The organism is Actinacidiphila sp. DG2A-62 (genome assembly GCF_035825295.1).
In the GTDB taxonomy this organism is placed as follows: Bacteria; Actinomycetota; Actinomycetes; order Streptomycetales; family Streptomycetaceae; genus Actinacidiphila.
The window spans coordinates 1,360,247-1,376,863 of sequence record NZ_JAYMGI010000002.1; the positions used below are offsets into that span (position 1 = coordinate 1,360,247).

Here is a 16,617-nt window from a genome sequence, read left to right on the forward strand (position 1 = left end):
ACGTACATATCCGGGCCGTGTGCGGTCCGTTCGCTCATTTCTTCGTGATCATCCATGAAGCGGCCTCGCGGGCGGCCGACAGGCTCGCCCAGGCCGTGGCCTCGATGAGGCGCGCGTCCTGCCCGTCCGCGGTGGCCCGGTAGGCGTCCACCACCGCGTCGTCGATCTGGTACGAGGCGAAGGCCGTCAGCAGCGCCAGCCGGCCCGCCGCGCGGTCGTCGGGCGCGAGCACCCCGACCGCCTCCTCCACCCAGGCCCGGCTGATCCCGGGCGGCGTCCCGTCCCACGCCTTCAGCCTGGTCAGCACGAGTTCCCGCACGTCAGCGGGGAGTGCCTGCTCGCCGACCCGGTCGATCGCCGCCGCCGCCCGGGAGAAGGCGTCGATCAGCACCGGGTTGCCGGCGGTCCACGCCATGTCCGCCGGGAGCGGCGCCCGCGGCAGCAGGTCCATGCTGGTGCCCGGGGTGACCGCGTCGCGGTCGGCGGAGCGCTGCAGCCAGTTGAGCACCGGCGTGACCACCTTCAGCGCCTGCACCGGCGCCTTGGGGGGCAGCGGCGCCTCGCCCAGGAAGACATTCACCATGCGGTTGAGATAGTGCATGAGCACGGCCGTGGCGACGAGTTCGGGAGCGGCTTCCTCTCGAAAGGGAAGTTCATCGGCTACTGCGGCCCCCCTGATCGCGTTGGTTTCCGCCCAGTCCCGCACCCGGACGGATCCGGCCCCGGCACCGAGCGCGTCCAGCATAGCGCCGTGCATCGTCACACAATAAGGGCAGGAGTTGCTGCGCGAAATACCGTCGGCCACTGCTTCTTTATCCGCACGGTCGGCGGCGCCGGGCGCGACCAGCGTTTCCCTGAGCATCAGCCAGACCGCGGCCGTCGTAGCCGGACTCGCGGCGTGCAGGGCGACCGGAGGGGCAAGTACGCCGAAATCGCGCTCTACCTCTCGATAGATACGCGATACGGCCGGTTCAGGCGTGTCGAAGGGAACCGGGGCGACCCGTCGGATCTGGACCAGCGAACGCGATCGCAGCCTGACCCGCACCATCGTCGCAAGCATGACGTCCTCTCTCGTGCGCTTCGGATCGTGCTCCGCCGCCTCCCGGGCGCGTGCGGACGGCCGGGAGGCGGCAGGGCCGGGGGCCTGCCGCGGCGGGCGGGGGCGCCCGCCGCGGGCCGTGCGGTGGTGCGTCGCCGGCGCGCGGCTCGCGCGCGCCGCGGTGTCAGCGGGCCAGCGCCGCCGCGATCTTGGCGGTGCCGCGCCGGGCGCTGGTCTCGCCGCCGGGGCCGGGGGCGCCGTAGCTGACCTTCACCCCGCGCTCCTGCAGCGCCTTGACGATGCCGGGCACCGCGCGCTCGGCGAGCGCGGCGATGGTCATCGCCGGGTTGACCGTGAGGCCGGTGGGCACCGCGGAGCCGTCGGTGACGAAGATGCCCGGGTGGCCGCGCAGTTCGTGCTTGTCGTCCAGCGCGGAGGTGGCCGGGTCGTCGCCGATCCGGCAGGAGGCCAGCGGGTGCACGGTGTACGCGCCGACCACGTCGTTGGTCCACGGCTCCACCCGGGCCAGGCCGTCGCGCTCCAGGATCTCCTTGATCGAGGCGTCGGCCAGGCTCCAGCCGCGCAGGGTGTTCTCGGTCGGCCGGTACTTCAGGGTGCCGAAGCCGAGCAGCTGCTGGGAGATGCGGTCGGAGTTGCCGACCTTCGGCGGCGGCCCGAAGACGCCCTCGTTGTCGTCCTCGGACATGATGAAGATGGTCAGCCAGGACTTCCACTGCTCGACGAGCTTCTTCTTGTCCTTGCCGAACCAGGTCGGGCCGGTCGCGTCCGGCACCTGGGCGAGGATCGTGCCGAAGCCGGGCGGGAAGTACAGCTGCTCCAGCGAGTAGCGCTCGAACTCGGGCCGCGAGCCGTCCAGGTAGTCCCAGGAGGCGACGGTGGGGCCCTTGCCGATCTGGTTGGAGGCGTAGGGGAGGTCCTCGCTGGTGGACAGCCCCAGCAGTTCGCGGACCTTCTCCTCGTCCATGTAGGCGGTGTTCAGCCGCTCGCCGTTGCCGGAGAAGAAGCGGCCGACGCCGTACGGCATCGCGCCGAGGTTCTTCTCCGAGCGCTGCAGGATCGCCGGGGTGGCGGGCGCCGGCCGCGACGATGACCACCTTGGCGTCGATGGAGCCCTGCTCCAGGATCACCCGGTAGTCCACCTCGTGCACCCGGTTCCAGCTGACCCGGTAGCTGCCGTCCTCGTTGCGGGCGATCTCCTGCACCTCGTGCAGTGGCCGGATCTCGGCCCCCGCGGCGACCGCGGCGGGGATGTAGTTGAGCAGCAGCGAGCGCTTGGCGTCGAACTTGCAGCCGGACATCATCCAGTTGCAGTTGGTGCACAGCTCGTCGTCGATCGCCGAGGGCAGCGGGTTGGCGGTGTGGCCGGCGGCGTTGCACGCGGCGCCCCACAGGCCGCCGGCGTAGGTGGCGGTGTTCCAGTCCGAGAGGGTGACCGGAAGCGCCTCGGCGACCCGGTCGTACCACGGGTCGAGGGCGTCGCGGTTGATGGCGCCGGGCCAGATGCGGCGGCCGATGCTGCCCTGGCGCTCGAAGATGAAGCGCGGGGCGCGGGGCATCGCGGCGAAGTAGACCACCGAGCCGCCGCCGACGCAGTTGCCGCCCAGCGTGCTCATCCCGTCCCCGATGGTGAACTCGAAGGCCCGGGTGGTGGAGGAGCCGAACATGAAGTCGTGGTCGAAGTCGTCCTTCTCCAGCCAGGGGCCGCGCTCCAGCACGGTGACCTTGGCCCCGCCGGCGGCCAGGTGGTACGCCGTGATGGCGCCGCCGAAGCCGCTGCCGATGATCAGGACGTCGGTGCTCTCGGTCGCGGTCACGCCAGGCTCCCGGTGATGGGGTCGGTGTCGGGGTGTACTCGGGCCGTCTGCCGGCGGTAGGAGAAGTTCGGGAACCGCCAGATCCCGTCCTCGTCCGGCGGCCGCCAGGCCACCGTGAGCAGACCGGGCTGGCCGGTCCTGATCGCGTCGACGGTGTGCATGTGGGCGTTGGTGTCGAAGGCCATGTTGCTGAACATGGCCAGGCCCGCCCACAGCTGCTTCTCGGGGTGCTCGGGGTCGAGCAGCCGGCGCAGCAGCGTGATCCGGTCGTCGTAGTCCAGGGAGACGAAGGCGGGAACGGAGTCGTCGCTGGGCAGCCCCTTCTCCTCTCGGTACTTCACCGCGTGGGCGTTCAGCGCGGTCGCCAGGTCGTCGAGCATCGGCTCCATGCCGCCGGCGTCGGTCTCCAGCAGCGGGACGGCGCCCGCCGCGACGGCGCCGCCGCCCTCAGAGACTCCCGCAATCGCCCGGTCATCGGGAGAGCGTTTTTCGCCGGGAACGATCGTGTCCGCGAACGCCTCCAGTGTCGCGGTCCGCACCGCTTTGTCGGCTGCAATCTCCGGTTTCACCGCAATTCCTCTCGTCTCACAGCAGAAAATTCCCTGCACCCTGCGACCGGCCCGCCCGACCCGAGCCGAAACCACTACTGCCGAGTACGGCGTGAAAAAACGCTGTTGCGAATTAGGGACCGCGCCGGATCACGCGTCGGTTCGACACCGTCCCGCAGGCCCGCGCCCGGTCGGGCAGGGCGTGCGCGCGCCCGCCGACGACCACCGCGGTCCGCCGGGTCGATGAGATGTACGGGAGCCGTACCTTCTGCCCCCCGGGGGCCGCCCGGCGGTCGCCGTGTGCGTCCCCGGACAGTGCCATGGCGGGCTTCTCTCCTCGTGACGGCCGTGCTCCGCGAGCATGTTCGAACCGCGCGTCATGGAGGCCATCCTTCGGCCCAGCCAAGATCCGCCGCATCTTCCGTATTGCGCTGTCTCCTGTCCCGCACGGTCCCGGGGACCTCCCTCGGGCCGCCCACCTGGGCACAAAAGCAAGCACAGAGAAGACGCGGACTTCACCCCCCAGCAGAATCAATGTCCAGATCTACCAGCCTGGCATGCCCGCCCTTATAGGCAATACACGATGCCGCGCGTCGGCTGGTCGGCTTTTACGACGGAACGGGAAGAGGCGGCGCCGCTCCGCTCAATCGCGCCGCGGCTCAGCCATGCCCCGGAGAACTTCCCGGTCCATTCATAAGCGCTCTACCCGCCAGCGGAAAGGAATGAAACGTGACCGCAATGCAGGATGTGCACTCCGACCTCGCCACCGAGGCTGCGGAGCTCGACGCCGTGGTCAGCGGTCTGTCCTCCGACCAGTGGAACCAGCCCACGCCGGCCCCGGCTGGACGATCGGCCACCAGATCGCCCACCTGGCCTTCATCGCCAGTCTGGCCAAGCTGGCGGCGACCGACGCGCAGACCTTCGAGGCGGTCGCCGCCGAGGGCCGCAAGGACTTCCAGGGCGCGGTCGACGCGAAGCTGCGCGAGTTCCTGGCCGACCCGCAGCCGCTGGTGCTCCAGCGCTGGCGCGACGAGCAGCGCGCGGCCGGCGAGGCGCTCGCCGCGCTGCCGAAGAACGGCATGGTGCCGTGGCTGGTCAACCCGCTGCCGGTGGGTGTGCTGGCCGCCGCCGGGATGATGGAGCTGTACGGCCACGGGCAGGACATCCGCGACGCCCTCGGCGTCAGCCGCACCCCCAGCGACCGGATCGGCCACCTGGCCTTCTTCGGCACCCGCACCCGGGACTTCGGGTACCTGGCGAACGGCATCGAGCCGCCGGCCGAGGAGTTTCGGTTCGAGCTCACCGCGCCTTCCGGCACGGTGTGGACCTTCGGTCCCGAGGACGCCGAGCAGCGCGTCAGCGGCCCGGCCGACGACTACTGCCTGCTGGTCACCCGCCGCCGGCACCGCGACGACCTGGCGCTGACCGCGGTCGGCGCCGAGGCCGACCGCTACCTGGACATCGCCCAGGCCTACCGCGGACCGGCCGGCGAGGGGCGCAAGCCCGGCCAGTTCGCCGCGAACTGACCCGCCGGGGCCGCTCTCCCGCGCCCCGGCGGGTCCACCACGCGTCGGCACGCGCCGGCCTTCCAGCAGCACTTCCGGAATTCCACCCGGTCCACGGACGAGGAGATCCTGATGGAACCACGACAGCGCCTGCGCCGGCTCGTGCCAGGAGTCGCGACGCTGCTCGTCGCCACAGCACTGTTCTTCGGCGTCAACGCCGCGGCCGCCCGACCCAGCGGCAGCGACGTCGAGGGCACCTACAAGTTCCAGGAAATGCCCATCGCGATGCCGGCGGGCTACAACGACCAGAAGATGAACACGGTCCGCAAGGTCAACCCGGCGTACTGGAAGATCCGGACCTGGATTTCCTCGGTCGGCGCGAGCATCGCGATGAACGACCTGACCGGTCACGGTGTGGCCGACAGCATGTGCATCGTCGACACCCGCACCAACGACGTGGTGGTGACGTACACCCCGACCGCGCGCCCGCAGGACCGGTTCACGCCGTTCGTGCTGAACGCCGCGCCGGTGCCGGTGGACGACACGATGGCGCCGACCAACTGCACGCCGGGCGACTTCAACGGCGACGGCCGGATGGACCTGCTGGTCAGCTACTGGGGCCGCACGCCGATCCTGTGGCTGGCCAAGTCCGACGCCACGACGGTCTCCAACGCCGCGTACGTCCCGCAGGAGGTGGTCCCCAGCGCGTCGCCCGACGGCAAGTACCACGGCCCGCGGTGGAACACCGACGCGAACTACGTCGGCGACCTCGACGGTGACGGCCACCCGGACATCGTGATCGGCAACTACTTCCCGGACTCCGACGTCCTGGACCCGCACGGCCAGAAGAACGTGGTCATGAACGACTCGCTGTCCAGCGCGAAGAACGCCGGCGGCGACCACGTGCTGCGCTACGTCAAGAGCACCACCGGCACCCACCCGACCGCGGCCTACGTCGAGGACCACGCGGCGATCGGCTTCCAGCAGGCCACCGGCTGGACGCTGGCCATCTCCGGCGCCGACCTGTCCGGCGACGGGCTGCCGGAGCTGTACGTGGCCAACGACTTCGGCCACGACCACCTGCTGTACAACCGGTCGAAGCCCGGCCAGATCAAGTTCACCGAGGCCACCGGCAAGCGCGGCGCCACCACGCCGAAGTCCTTCGTGCTCGGCAAGGGCTCGTTCAAGGGCATGGGCGTCGACTTCGGCGACGTCGGCCACGACGGCAAGTTCGACATGATGGTCAGCAACATCGACGAGCCCTGGGGCCTGGTGGAGAGCAACTTCCTCTTCATGAACAAGTCCAAGGACCAGGCCGACATGAAGAAGCAGCTGGAGGACGGCGACGCGCCGTTCTCGCAGCAGGCGCAGGAGAAGGGCGTCGCCTGGACCGGCTGGTGCTGGGACGTGAAGTTCGGCGACTTTCTCAACAGCGGCAACCTGGACATCGTCCAGACCGACGGCTTCGTCAAGGGCAAGATCGACCGCTGGCCGTGGCTGCAGGAGATGGCCATGACCAACGACGACCTGCTGTCGAACCCCGCGATGTGGCCCAACGTCGGCCCCGGTGACGACATCGCCGGCGACAACAAGCTCGCCTTCTACGCGGCCACCAAGGACGGCAAGTTCGCCAACATCAGCAAGGACCTGGGCCTGGCCGTGCCGACGCCGACCCGCGCCATCGCCACCGCCGACACCACCGGCACCGGCGCGCTGGACTTCGCCGTCGCCCGCCAGTGGGGCCCGCCGGTCTTCTACGCCAACAAGGCCAAGCTCGGTGACTACGTGAGCCTGAACCTGTACCGCCCGGCCACCGACGGCGGCAAGGCCGGCGAGGGCCTGAACGGCATGGGCACGCCCGCCTACGACGCCACGGTGACCATCACCAACAAGGAGGGCACCCAGGTGTCCGAGCTGGACGGCGGCGGCGGCCACGGCGGTTACCGCAGCTTCGACGTCCGCTTCGGCCTCGGCATGTACATGGGCACCAGCAGCGTGAAGATCCAGTGGCGTGACGTCAACGGCACCGAGCACACCCAGACCCTGAACAACGTGACCACCGGCAGCCACAACGTCGAACTGACCGACCACGCCCAGCTCATGGACCACGGCAAGGCCGGCATGGGCGGCATGGACAAGACGGGCGCGTCGGACGACATGGGCAGCATGGACAAGACGACGACGGAGATGACTCGCTGATGACTGACACGGTCCTGCACCAGCCCGTGGGCGGTCCCTCGCCCGCCTGCCCGGCGACCACGACGCCACCGGCCCCCAAGCGCAAGGGCAACAACGACCCGCGCTACCTGGCGCTGCGCAACTTCGCCATCAGCATCTCCATCTTCAACACCTTCGGCTACACCCTGCTCGGCTTCGAGCAGCCGTGGCTGTGGCCGTTCATCGCGGTGGCCTCCGGCTACACCATCGAGATCACCTTCGAGCTGATCAGCGCCTGGGCGCAGCAGCGCCAGCCGCGCTTCATGGGCAACGGCATGCGCGGCCTCTACGAGTTCCTGCTGCCGGCGCACATCACCTCGCTCGCGGTGAACATGCTGCTGTACGCCAACAACCAGCTGCTGCCGATCATCTTCGGCGTCTTCGTCGGCGTGGCCGGCAAGCACGCGCTGCAGGCCCCGGTCAACGGCCGGATGCGGCACTTCATGAACCCGTCGAACTTCGGCATCACGATGTCGCTGCTGCTGTTCGGCAACTGGCTGAGCATCGCGCCGCCGTACGAGTTCACCGAGAAGGCCAACACCTTCTGGCGGGTGATGATCCCAGTCGTCATCGCGACCGCGGGCACCGTCATCAACGGCGTGCTCACCAAGCGCGTGATGCTGATCATGGGCTGGATGGGCGGCTTCCTCATCGAGGGCGCCATCCGCCACGGCATCTGGCACGTGGCGCTGTTCTCGGCCTGGGGGCCGATGACCGGTGTCGCCTTCGTGCTGTTCACCAACTACATGATCACCGACCCGGGGACAACACCGTCCAAGGGCCGTAACCAGTTCATCTTCGGCGCCGGCGTCGCCGTGATGTACGCGGTGATGATGGAGTTCAACGTCGTCTACACCCTCTTCTTCGCCACCAGCGCGGTCTGCCTGATCCGCGGCCTGATGTGGTGGGGCATTCACTTCTACAAGAAGTCCCAGGCCAAGCAGGCGGCTCCGGCCGCCGTGGCCCCGGGCGGGAACGTGGGGGCGGTCGCGTGAGCGAGACCGAGAAGAACGAGCGGATCGCGGTGGTCGGCATAGCCTGCCGCTACCCGGACGCCGACGGACCCGAGGAGATGTGGCGCAACGTGCTGGCCGGGCGGCGGGCCTTCCGCCGGCTGCCGGACGTGCGGATGCGGCGCGAGGACTACTACTCGCCCGACCCGGAGGCGCCCGACCGGTTCTACACCCAGAAGGCGGCGGTCCTGGAGGGCTACTCCTTCGACCGGGTCAAGCACCGGATCGCGGGCAGCACCTACCGCTCCACGGACCTGACGCACTGGCTGGCGCTGGAGACCGCCGCCCGCGCGCTGGAGGACGCCGGGTTCCCCGAGGGGAACAACATGGCGGGCCTGAACACCGGCGTGGTCATCGGCAACTCGCTGACCGGCGAGTTCAGCCGGGCGAACATCATGCGGCTGCGCTGGCCGTACGTGAAGCGCACGGTGGGCGCGGCGCTGCGCGAGCAGGGCTGGGACGACGTGCAGCTGGGCGAGTTCCTCGGCGCGCTGGAGGAGCGCTACAAGAGCCCCTTCCCGCCGATCGACGAGGACTCGCTGGCCGGCGGCCTGGCCAACACCATCGCGGGCCGGATCTGCAACCACTTCGACTTCAAGGGCGGCGGCTACACCGTCGACGGCGCCTGCTCCTCGTCCCTGCTGTCGGTGACCACGGGCGCCAACGCCCTGGTCAGCGGCCAGCTGGACGTGGCGATCGTGGGCGGCGTCGACCTGAGCATCGACCCGTTCGAGGTGATCGGCTTCGCCAAGACCGGCGCCCTGGCCAAGGGCGAGATGAAGGTCTACGACAAGGGCTCCAACGGCTTCTGGCCCGGTGAGGGCTGTGGCATGCTCGTCCTGATGCGGGACGAGGACGCCCGGGCGCGCGGCCTGTTCCGCTACGCCACCATCGCCGGCTGGGGCTACTCCTCCGACGGCAAGGGCGGCATCACCCGCCCCGAGGCCAGCGGCCACCGGCTGGCGATCCAGCGGGCGTACGCGCGGGCCGGCTTCGGCTTCGACACCGTCCGCTACATCGAGGGCCACGGCACCGGCACCGCGGTCGGCGACGAGACCGAGCTGCGGGCGTTCACCGAGGAGCGCCTGGCGGCCGGCGGCGTTGAGGCCGCGATCAGCACCGTCAAGGGCAACTTCGGGCACACCAAGGCCGCGGCCGGCGTGGCCGGCCTGATCAAGGCCATCCTCGCGGTGCGCCACCAGGTGATCCCGCCGGCGACCAGCCACTACGAGGACCACCCGGTGCTCACCGCGGAGACCAAGGCGCTGCGGGTGCCGGACCAGGCCGAGCTGTGGCCCGAGGGCGCCCCGATCCGCGCCGGCATCTCCTCGATGGGCTTCGGCGGCATCAACGCCCACCTGGTGGTGGAGCACGCCGACGGCGCCAAGCGGGAGAAGATCGGCAAGGTCACCAAGCGGCTGGTGCGTTCGCGCCAGGACGCCGAGGTGCTGCTGCTGGACGCCGAGAGCACCGGCGACCTGCGCGGCCAGGTGGCGCACCTGGCCGAGTTCACCCAGCAGCTGTCCTTCGCCGAGCTGGGCGACCTGGCGGCCACCCTGCACAAGGAGCTGGGCTCCCGCAAGGTGCGCGCCGCGGTCGTGGCGCGCAGCCCGGAGGAGGCCGCGGCCCGCTTCGCCAAGCTGCTGACGCTGCTCGACGGCGGCGCCCGCTCGGTGGTGGACTCCAAGGAGGGCATCTTCCTCGGCAGCCGCCGCAAGGCGCCGAAGATCGGCCTGCTCTTCCCGGGGCAGGGCGCCGGCCGCCGGGCCGACGGCGGTGCGATCAGCCGCCGCTTCGAGTCCGTCGAGGCGCTGTACCAGGCGAACCCGCTGCCCGAGGGCGTCGACATCGTCAACACCGCCGTGGCGCAGCCGCGGATCGCCACCTCCTCGGTGGCGGGCCTGCGGGTGCTCGACGAGCTGGGCATCACCGCGATCGGCGCGGTCGGCCACAGCCTCGGCGAGCTGACCGCCCTGCACTGGGCGGGCGCGATGGACGAGGACACCCTGCTGCGCACCGCCGCGATCCGCGGCGCCGCGATGAGCGAGGAGGGCGACAGCGACGGCACCATGGCCGGCATCTCCGCGCCGCCGGAGGAGGTCGAGCCGCTGCTGTCCGGCGAGCCGGTGGTCATCGCCGGTTACAACGGGCCGCGGCAGACGGTCATCTCCGGTCCGGTCGCGGCGATCGCGCGGGTCACCCGCAAGGCCGCGGGCCAGGGCCTGGACGTGTCCAGGATCGCCGTCTCGCACGCCTTCCACTCCCCCGCCGTGGCCCCCGCGGCCGCGACGCTGCGCGCGCACCTGGACAACGAGACGTTCGGCGAGCTGACCGGCACGGTCGCCTCCACGGTGACCGGCGGCGTGCTGCCGGCCGACGTCTCGGTGCCCGAGCTGCTGGAGCGCCAGGTGCTGCAGCCGGTGCGGTTCACCGAGGCGCTGGAGGAGCTGGCGGCGGACGTCGACCTGTTCCTCGAGGTCGGCCCCGGCCGCATCCTGCGGGGTCTGGCGACCGAGATCGCGCCGGACATCCCGACGGTCTCGCTGGAGACCGACAGCCCCTCGCTGCAGGGCGTCCTGCAGGCGGTGGCGGCGGCGTTCGCGCTCGGCGCGCCGGTGAAGACCGAGGCGCTGTTCGCGGACCGGTTCACCCGGCCGCTGTCGCTGGACAAGGAGTTCAGCTTCCTGGCCAGCCCGGCGGAGTCCGCGCCCGAGGGCGAGTTCCTCACCGTCGCCGCGTCGGCGTCGGTGGCCGCGCCGGCGCGCCGCGCCGCGGTCCCGGAGCAGCGCGGGTCGGGTCAGGTGGCCGTGGCGGTCGCCGAGCCCGGCGGCGGCGCCGGCTCTGGCGGCGCGGGCGACGCCGGAACCCCGGCGCCGACCGGCGAGAGCACACTGCAGATGCTGCTGCGGCTCGCCGCCGAGCGGGCCGAACTGCCGCTGGAGGCGGTCCGGCCGGAGAGCAACGCGATCGACGAGCTGCACCTCAGCTCGATCACCGTCGGCCAGATCCTGGCCCAGACCTCGCGCGAGATGGGGGTGACCGCGCCGCTGGCGACCTCCGCCATGGCGACGTCCACCCTCGCCGAACTCGCCGCGATGCTGGACGAGCTGGCCGCGACGGAGAACGCGCAGGACAGCGAGGTGCAGATCACAGCGCCGGGCGTGGGTCCGTGGGTGCGGGCCTTCGCGGTGGACAAGGTCCCCGCGCAGGCCGGACCCGCGCTCGGCTCGGGCGAGTCGGGCAACTGGCAGCTGTTCGCCACCGAGCGGCACCCGCTCGGCGAACCGCTGCTGGCCGAGCTGAGCCGGGCCGGGCTCGGCGACGGCGTGCTGCTCGCACTGCCCGAGGACACCGATGAGGAGCACACCGGGCTGATGCTGTCCGCGGTGCGGGCCGTGCTGGCCCAGCCCGGCAGCCGGCTGGTGACGGTGGGCTCCCGCAGGGGCGCGGCGGGCATCGCCAAGACCCTGCACCTGGAGAACCCGGCGGTGGCCACCACGGTGGTCAGCCTCCCGCTGGCCGGCGACCTGTCGCCGGAGCGGCTGCGGAAGGCCGTCGCGGACATCACCGCCGACGTGGGCGCCACGTCGGGCTTCAGCGAGGTGTTCTACGACGCCGACGGCGAGCGCACGGTGCCGGTGCTGCGGCCGCTGCCGCCGGTGGCCGCCGCTCCCGGCTCGCTGCCGCTGGACAGCACCGACGTGCTGCTGGTGACCGGCGGCGGCAAGGGCATCACCGCCGAGTGCGCGCTGTCGCTGGCCCAGGACACCGGGGCCTCGCTGGCGCTGCTCGGCCGCTCCGACCCGGCCCGGGACCCCGAGCTGGCGATGAACCTGGAGCGGATGCGCGCGGCCGGCGTGTCGTTCGAGTACCTGCGGGCCGACGTGACCAACGCCGACGAGGTCAAGGCGGCGGTCTCCGCCGCCCGCGAGTCGCTCGGCCCGGTCACCGCGGTGCTGCACGGCAGCGGCCGCAACGAGCCGCAGGGGCTGGCCAGCCTCGACGAGTCCTCGTTCCGCCGGACGCTGGCGCCGAAGATCGGCGGTCTGGAGGCGGTGCTCGCCGCCACCGACCCGGCGGAGCTGAAGCTGCTGGTGACCTTCGCCAGCATCATCGGCCGGGCCGGTCTGCGCGGCGAGGGCGACTACGCCACCGCCAACGACTGGCTGACCGACTACACCCACCGGATCCAGGAGCGCTTCCCCGAGACCCGCTGCCTGGCGCTGGAGTGGTCGGTGTGGTCCGGCGCCGGCATGGGCGAGCGGCTCGGCGTGCTGGAGTCGCTGATGCGCGACGGCATCGCGCCGATCTCGCCGGCCGACGGCATCGCGGTGCTCAACCAGCTGCTCGCCGACCCGCAGGCGCCCACCTCGGTGGTCGTCATGGGCCGCGCCGAGGGGCTGCCGACGCTGACGCTGCCGGAGCGCGAGGTGCCGCTGCTGCGGTTCCTGGAGCGGGTCCAGGTCCACTACCCCGACGTGGAACTCGTCGTGGACGCGAACCTGACCGCGCAGGACGACCTGTACCTGGCCGACCACCTGCTCGACGGGGACCTGCTGTTCCCCGCCGTGCTGGGCATGGAGGCGATGGTGCAGACCGCGGGGGCGCTGACCGGCCGCAAGGAGGCCCCGAGCCTGCGCGACATGGAGTTCCTGCGGCCGATCGTGGTGCCCGTCGAGGGCAGCACGACGATCCGGATCGCCGCGCTGGCCGAGGACGAGCGGACCGTGCGGGTGGTGATCCGCAGCGCGGACACCAACTTCCAGGCGGACCACTTCACCGCGGTGCTGGAGTACGGGACGGCGCGGCAGGAGGAGGCGGCCGAGGCGCCGCGCACCTCGGCGCTGCCGCTGGACCCGAAGGCGGAGCTGTACGGGCCGGTGCTGTTCCAGGGCGGCCGTTTCCAGCGGCTGGCCGGCTACCGGCAGCTGCAGGCCAAGGGCGCGGTGGCGGAGATCTCCAACATCTCGCCCGACCCGTGGTTCGGTTCGTTCCACCCCGGCGAGCTGGTGCTCGCCGACCCCGGCACCCGTGACGCGATGATGCACGCGCTGCAGTGCTGCGTCCCGGACGCCACGCTGCTGCCGGCCGGCATCGAGCGGCTGGACCTGGCCGACCCGCAGCGTGCCGCGGGCCTGGACCAGGTGACGCTGCACGCGGCCGAGCGGTCCCGCGAGGGCGACACGTACATCTACGACCTGGAGGTCCGCGACCCCGAGGGCGGCCTGGTCGAGCGCTGGACGGGTCTGAAGCTCCAGGCGGTCCGCAAGCTGGACGGCTCCGGGCCGTGGGTCCCGACGCTGCTCGGCCCGTTCCTGCAGCGCCGCACCGAGTGGCTGCTGCCGCGGGAGATGCGGGTCGCGGTGCTGGAGGACGGCGACGAGCCGGCCAAGGGGGTGGCGGCGCGCCGCCGCCGCGCCGCCGCGGCGCTGGAGGTCGCGCGCGGCATGCAGACGCACGTGCGCTACCGCCCGGACGGCAAGCCGGAGACCGACGGCGCGCACATCTCGGCGTCGCACGGCGCCGGGGTGACGCTCGCGGTCGCCGCGGACGTGCCGGTCGGCTGCGACGTCGAGCCGGTCAAGGCGCGGTCCGCCGAGGACTGGTCGGGCATGCTCGGCGCCGAGGGCTCGGCGCTGGCCGCGCTGCTCGCGCAGGAGACCGGCGAGTCCCTGGACATCGCCGCCACCCGCGTGTGGGGCGCCGTGGAGTGCCTGCGCAAGACCGGGCACGCCCGGGTCGAGCTGGTCGCCGCGGGCGGCGCCCGGGACGACAAGTGGGTGCTGCTGCGGTCCGGCGACGCGACCGTCGCCACCTTCGTGACGTCGCTGCGGTCGGTCGACGACCCGGTGGTGTTCGCACTGTGCGTGGAAGGGAGTGAATGATGCCCCAGCCGTACTACGAGATCCGGCACATGGTCGGGTTCGAGGAGACGAACCTGGTCGGCAACGTGTACTACGTCAACTACCTGCGCTGGCAGGGGCGGTGCCGGGAGATGTTCCTCCAGCAGAAGGCGCCGGCCGTGCTGGACGACATCCGCGACGACCTCAAGCTCTTCACGCTGAAGTGCGAGTGCGAGTTCTTCGCGGAGATCACCGCCTTCGACGAGCTGTCGATCCGGATGCGCCTGGAGGACCTGACCCAGACCCAGGTCCAGTTCGCCTTCGACTACGTGCGGGTGCGGGAGGGCGGCGTGGAGGACGTCGTCGCCCGCGGCCGGCAGCGGGTGGCGTGCATGCGCGGCCCGAACACCGACACCCGGCCGACCCGGGTGCCGGACGCGCTGGTCGCGGCCCTCGCCCCGTACGCCACCGGCGCGGCCGCCGCGATGGTCGGCAGCCGGTCGGAGGCCCTGACCGCCGCGCAGTCGGGGAGCTGATGCGCCATGACGAGTGCCGACGAGATCACCAGCGCGGCACGGGTCACTCCGCCGGCCGGGGGTTCGCCCCTGGCCGGCGGGCCCCCGCCCCGGTCGGGCAAATCACCCAGATCGCGGACATCGAGGAGATCGAGCACGACCGGGACACGCTGCGGTCGGTGTTCGGCGCCTTCGCCACCGGCATCACGGTGGTGACGGCGAGCCCCGACTCCCCGATGGGGATGACGGCGAACTCCTTCACCTCGGTGTCGCTGAGCCCGCCGCTGGCCCTGGTCTGCGTGGACCGCAAGGCCGCGATCCACGACGCGATCCTGGCCGAGGGGATGTTCGCGGTCTCGGTGCTGTCCACCGAGCAGGAGCAGGTCGCGAAGTACTTCGCCAGCCACTCCCGGCCGCGCGGTGAGCAGGAGTTCGCCGCGGTGGAGTCCGAGCCCGGCCCGTGCACCGGGGCGCCGGTGCTCTCCGGGGCGCTGGCCTGGGTGGAGTGCAGCCTGGTCGCGGTGCACGACGGCGGCGACCACTCCATCTTCGTGGGCTCGGTCCTCGACCTCGGGCACGGCTCGGGGAGCGAGGCGCTGCTCTTCCACGGAGGCCGCTTCCACCGCATCACCTCCAGCGCCGCCTAGCGCACACCGCGCACCGCACACGAAAGGTGGGCCCGGCCGGATCTCCCGGCCGGGCCCGCCTCGTGGCGTCCGCGCGGTCAGCTCGCGGCGTGCACGGTCATCGGCAGTCCGCCGCGGATGCGCAGCGTCAGCATCGGCTCGCCGAAGGCCTTGAAGCCCGGGCCCGCGGTCAGCTTCAGCTCGCGGGCGACCGACGCGAGCACGACGGTCGCCTCCATCATCCCCAGCGTGTTGCCGACGCAGAAGCGCGGACCCGCGCCGAACGGGATGTACGCGTACCGGGCCCGCTTGGCGGCCTTGCCGGGCGCGAACCGCTCCGGGTCGAAGCGGTCCGGGTCCTCCCAGAAGTCCGGGTGCCGCTGCAGGGTGTACGGGCAGATCAGCACGTCCGCGCCGGCCGGCACGTGGAACCCGCCGATCTCGTCCTCCTGCTGGGCGATGCGCGGCAGCAGCCACACCGCCGGGTACATCCGCATGACCTCTTCGAGGACCTGCGTGGTGTACGTGAGCTTGTGCATGTCCTCGAGCGTCATCGGACCGTCGCCGAGGACCTCCACGGCCTCCTGGTGCAGCCGCTCGCGGACCTCCGGGTGCTTGTCCACCAGGTAGAACGCCCAGCTGAGGGTGGAGGCGGTGGTCTCGTGGCCGGCCAGCAGCAGCGTCATCAGGTCGTCGCGCATGCTGGCGAGCGCCCGGGCCCGGTCGGTCTCCCGCTCGGTGGACTGGATCAGCCGCGACACCACGTCGTCGCCGTCCTTGCTGGGGTGGGCGCGCCGTTCGGCGGTGAGCCGGGCGACGACCTCCAGCAGGTTGCGGCGGGCCTTGCGGAAGCGGTTGTGCATCGGGAACGGCGCCCAGGTCGGCACCGCGTTGAGCGTCATCATCTCGAACATGGCCTGGTTCTGGACGGCCTCGAAGTCCTCGCCGAGCGTGGCGTACTCGCTCAGGTCGAAGTCCAGCAGGGTGCGGCCGAGCACGCCCAGGGTCAGGTCGGTCATCAGCGAGCGCACGTCGACCGTGCCCTGGCCGATGTGCGAGCGCAGGCTCTTGACCAGGTTCTGGGCCTCGTCGGCGACGGCCCCGAGCTGGGCGTTGATGCGCTTGGCCTGGAAGACCGGCTGGATCGTCTTGCGCTGCGCCTTCCAGCGGTCGCCCTCGCTGGTCAGCAGGCCGTCGCCGATGACCTTGCGGGCGTGCTGCAGGCCGATGCCCTTGTGGTAGTTGAGCGGGTTGTCGGCCAGCACGTGCTTGGCGTAGTCGGGATGGTTGAACAGGTAGAGGGTCTTGGGGCCGAGCGGGATGCGGGTCGCGTCCCCGTAGAGCCTGGCGGCCTCGGCGATCACCTCGATCCGGTTCTTGTTCATCCGGTACAGCAGCGACAGCGCGTGGCTGCGGCCGGGACCGGGCGGCCGCAGTCCGCGGCGGGTGGGCGTGGCGACGGCGGTCACTGCTGGC

8 protein-coding genes and 2 pseudogenes are annotated in these 16,617 nt (G+C 71.5%); 6 read left to right on the forward strand and 4 right to left on the reverse strand.

Annotated elements, in window-relative coordinates; all coding sequences use genetic code 11:
- Positions 1–34: 34 nt before the first annotated feature.
- The 3 genes and pseudogenes from VSR01_RS06230 to VSR01_RS06240 all read right to left on the reverse strand — a co-directional run bounded on the left by VSR01_RS06230 (position 35) and on the right by VSR01_RS06240 (position 3,443).
- Positions 35–1,060, reverse strand: coding sequence for a carboxymuconolactone decarboxylase family protein (locus VSR01_RS06230; protein ID WP_326448279.1), 1,026 nt, complete (start codon positions 1,058–1,060; stop codon positions 35–37).
- 163 nt (positions 1,061–1,223) lie between these two features.
- Positions 1,224–2,874, reverse strand: a pseudogene (locus VSR01_RS06235) (FAD-dependent oxidoreductase).
- The gene (locus VSR01_RS06240; protein ID WP_326448280.1) at positions 2,871–3,443 is read right to left on the reverse strand and encodes a DUF5987 family protein; all 573 of its coding nucleotides are present in this window, start codon (positions 3,441–3,443) and stop codon (positions 2,871–2,873) included. The pseudogene VSR01_RS06235 and the gene VSR01_RS06240 overlap by 4 nt, the downstream one beginning before the upstream one ends.
- Positions 3,444–4,151: 708 nt before the next feature.
- Here VSR01_RS06240 and VSR01_RS06245 point away from each other — a divergent pair.
- The 6 genes and pseudogenes from VSR01_RS06245 (at position 4,152) to VSR01_RS06270 (ending at position 15,162) form a co-directional block, all read left to right on the forward strand.
- Positions 4,152–4,948: pseudogene (locus VSR01_RS06245) on the forward strand (TIGR03084 family metal-binding protein).
- Between the two features lie 111 nt (positions 4,949–5,059).
- Complete coding sequence (locus tag VSR01_RS06250) at positions 5,060–7,126, forward strand: CRTAC1 family protein (protein WP_326448281.1); 2,067 nt, start codon at positions 5,060–5,062, stop codon at positions 7,124–7,126.
- Entirely contained in the window at positions 7,126–8,139 is a 1,014-nt protein-coding gene (locus VSR01_RS06255; RefSeq protein WP_326448282.1) for an enediyne biosynthesis protein, read from the forward strand. Before VSR01_RS06250 ends, VSR01_RS06255 begins: the two co-directional genes overlap by 1 nt.
- Positions 8,136–14,042: a type I polyketide synthase gene (locus VSR01_RS06260; protein ID WP_326448283.1), complete on the forward strand. Its 5,907-nt coding sequence runs from the start codon at positions 8,136–8,138 to the stop codon at positions 14,040–14,042. The genes VSR01_RS06255 and VSR01_RS06260 overlap by 4 nt, the downstream gene beginning before the upstream one ends.
- Entirely contained in the window at positions 14,042–14,536 is a 495-nt protein-coding gene (locus VSR01_RS06265) for an acyl-CoA thioesterase (protein ID WP_326453512.1), read from the forward strand. The genes VSR01_RS06260 and VSR01_RS06265 overlap by 1 nt, the downstream gene beginning before the upstream one ends.
- Positions 14,536–15,162, forward strand: coding sequence for a flavin reductase family protein (locus tag VSR01_RS06270; protein ID WP_326448284.1), 627 nt, complete (start codon positions 14,536–14,538; stop codon positions 15,160–15,162). Before VSR01_RS06265 ends, VSR01_RS06270 begins: the two co-directional genes overlap by 1 nt.
- A gap of 77 nt (positions 15,163–15,239) precedes the next feature.
- Here the strand turns inward: VSR01_RS06270 and VSR01_RS37645 are convergent, their stop codons facing one another.
- Positions 15,240–16,526: a cytochrome P450 gene (locus tag VSR01_RS37645; protein ID WP_442785650.1), complete on the reverse strand. Its 1,287-nt coding sequence runs from the start codon at positions 16,524–16,526 to the stop codon at positions 15,240–15,242.
- Positions 16,527–16,617: the final 91 nt, after the last annotated feature.

Excerpts from the sequence above, each read along its gene's own strand:
- VSR01_RS06230 (WP_326448279.1), bottom strand. The coding sequence starts at position 1,060 with ATGCTTGCGACGATGGTGCGGGTCAGGCTGCGATCGCGTTCGCTGGTC.
- VSR01_RS06250 (WP_326448281.1), top strand. The coding sequence starts at position 5,060 with ATGGAACCACGACAGCGCCTGCGCCGGCTCGTGCCAGGAGTCGCGACG.
- VSR01_RS06255 (WP_326448282.1), top strand. The coding sequence starts at position 7,126 with ATGACTGACACGGTCCTGCACCAGCCCGTGGGCGGTCCCTCGCCCGCC.
- VSR01_RS06265 (WP_326453512.1), top strand. The coding sequence starts at position 14,042 with ATGCCCCAGCCGTACTACGAGATCCGGCACATGGTCGGGTTCGAGGAG.
- VSR01_RS06270 (WP_326448284.1), top strand. The coding sequence starts at position 14,536 with ATGCGCCATGACGAGTGCCGACGAGATCACCAGCGCGGCACGGGTCAC.
- VSR01_RS37645 (WP_442785650.1), bottom strand. The coding sequence starts at position 16,526 with ATGAACAAGAACCGGATCGAGGTGATCGCCGAGGCCGCCAGGCTCTAC.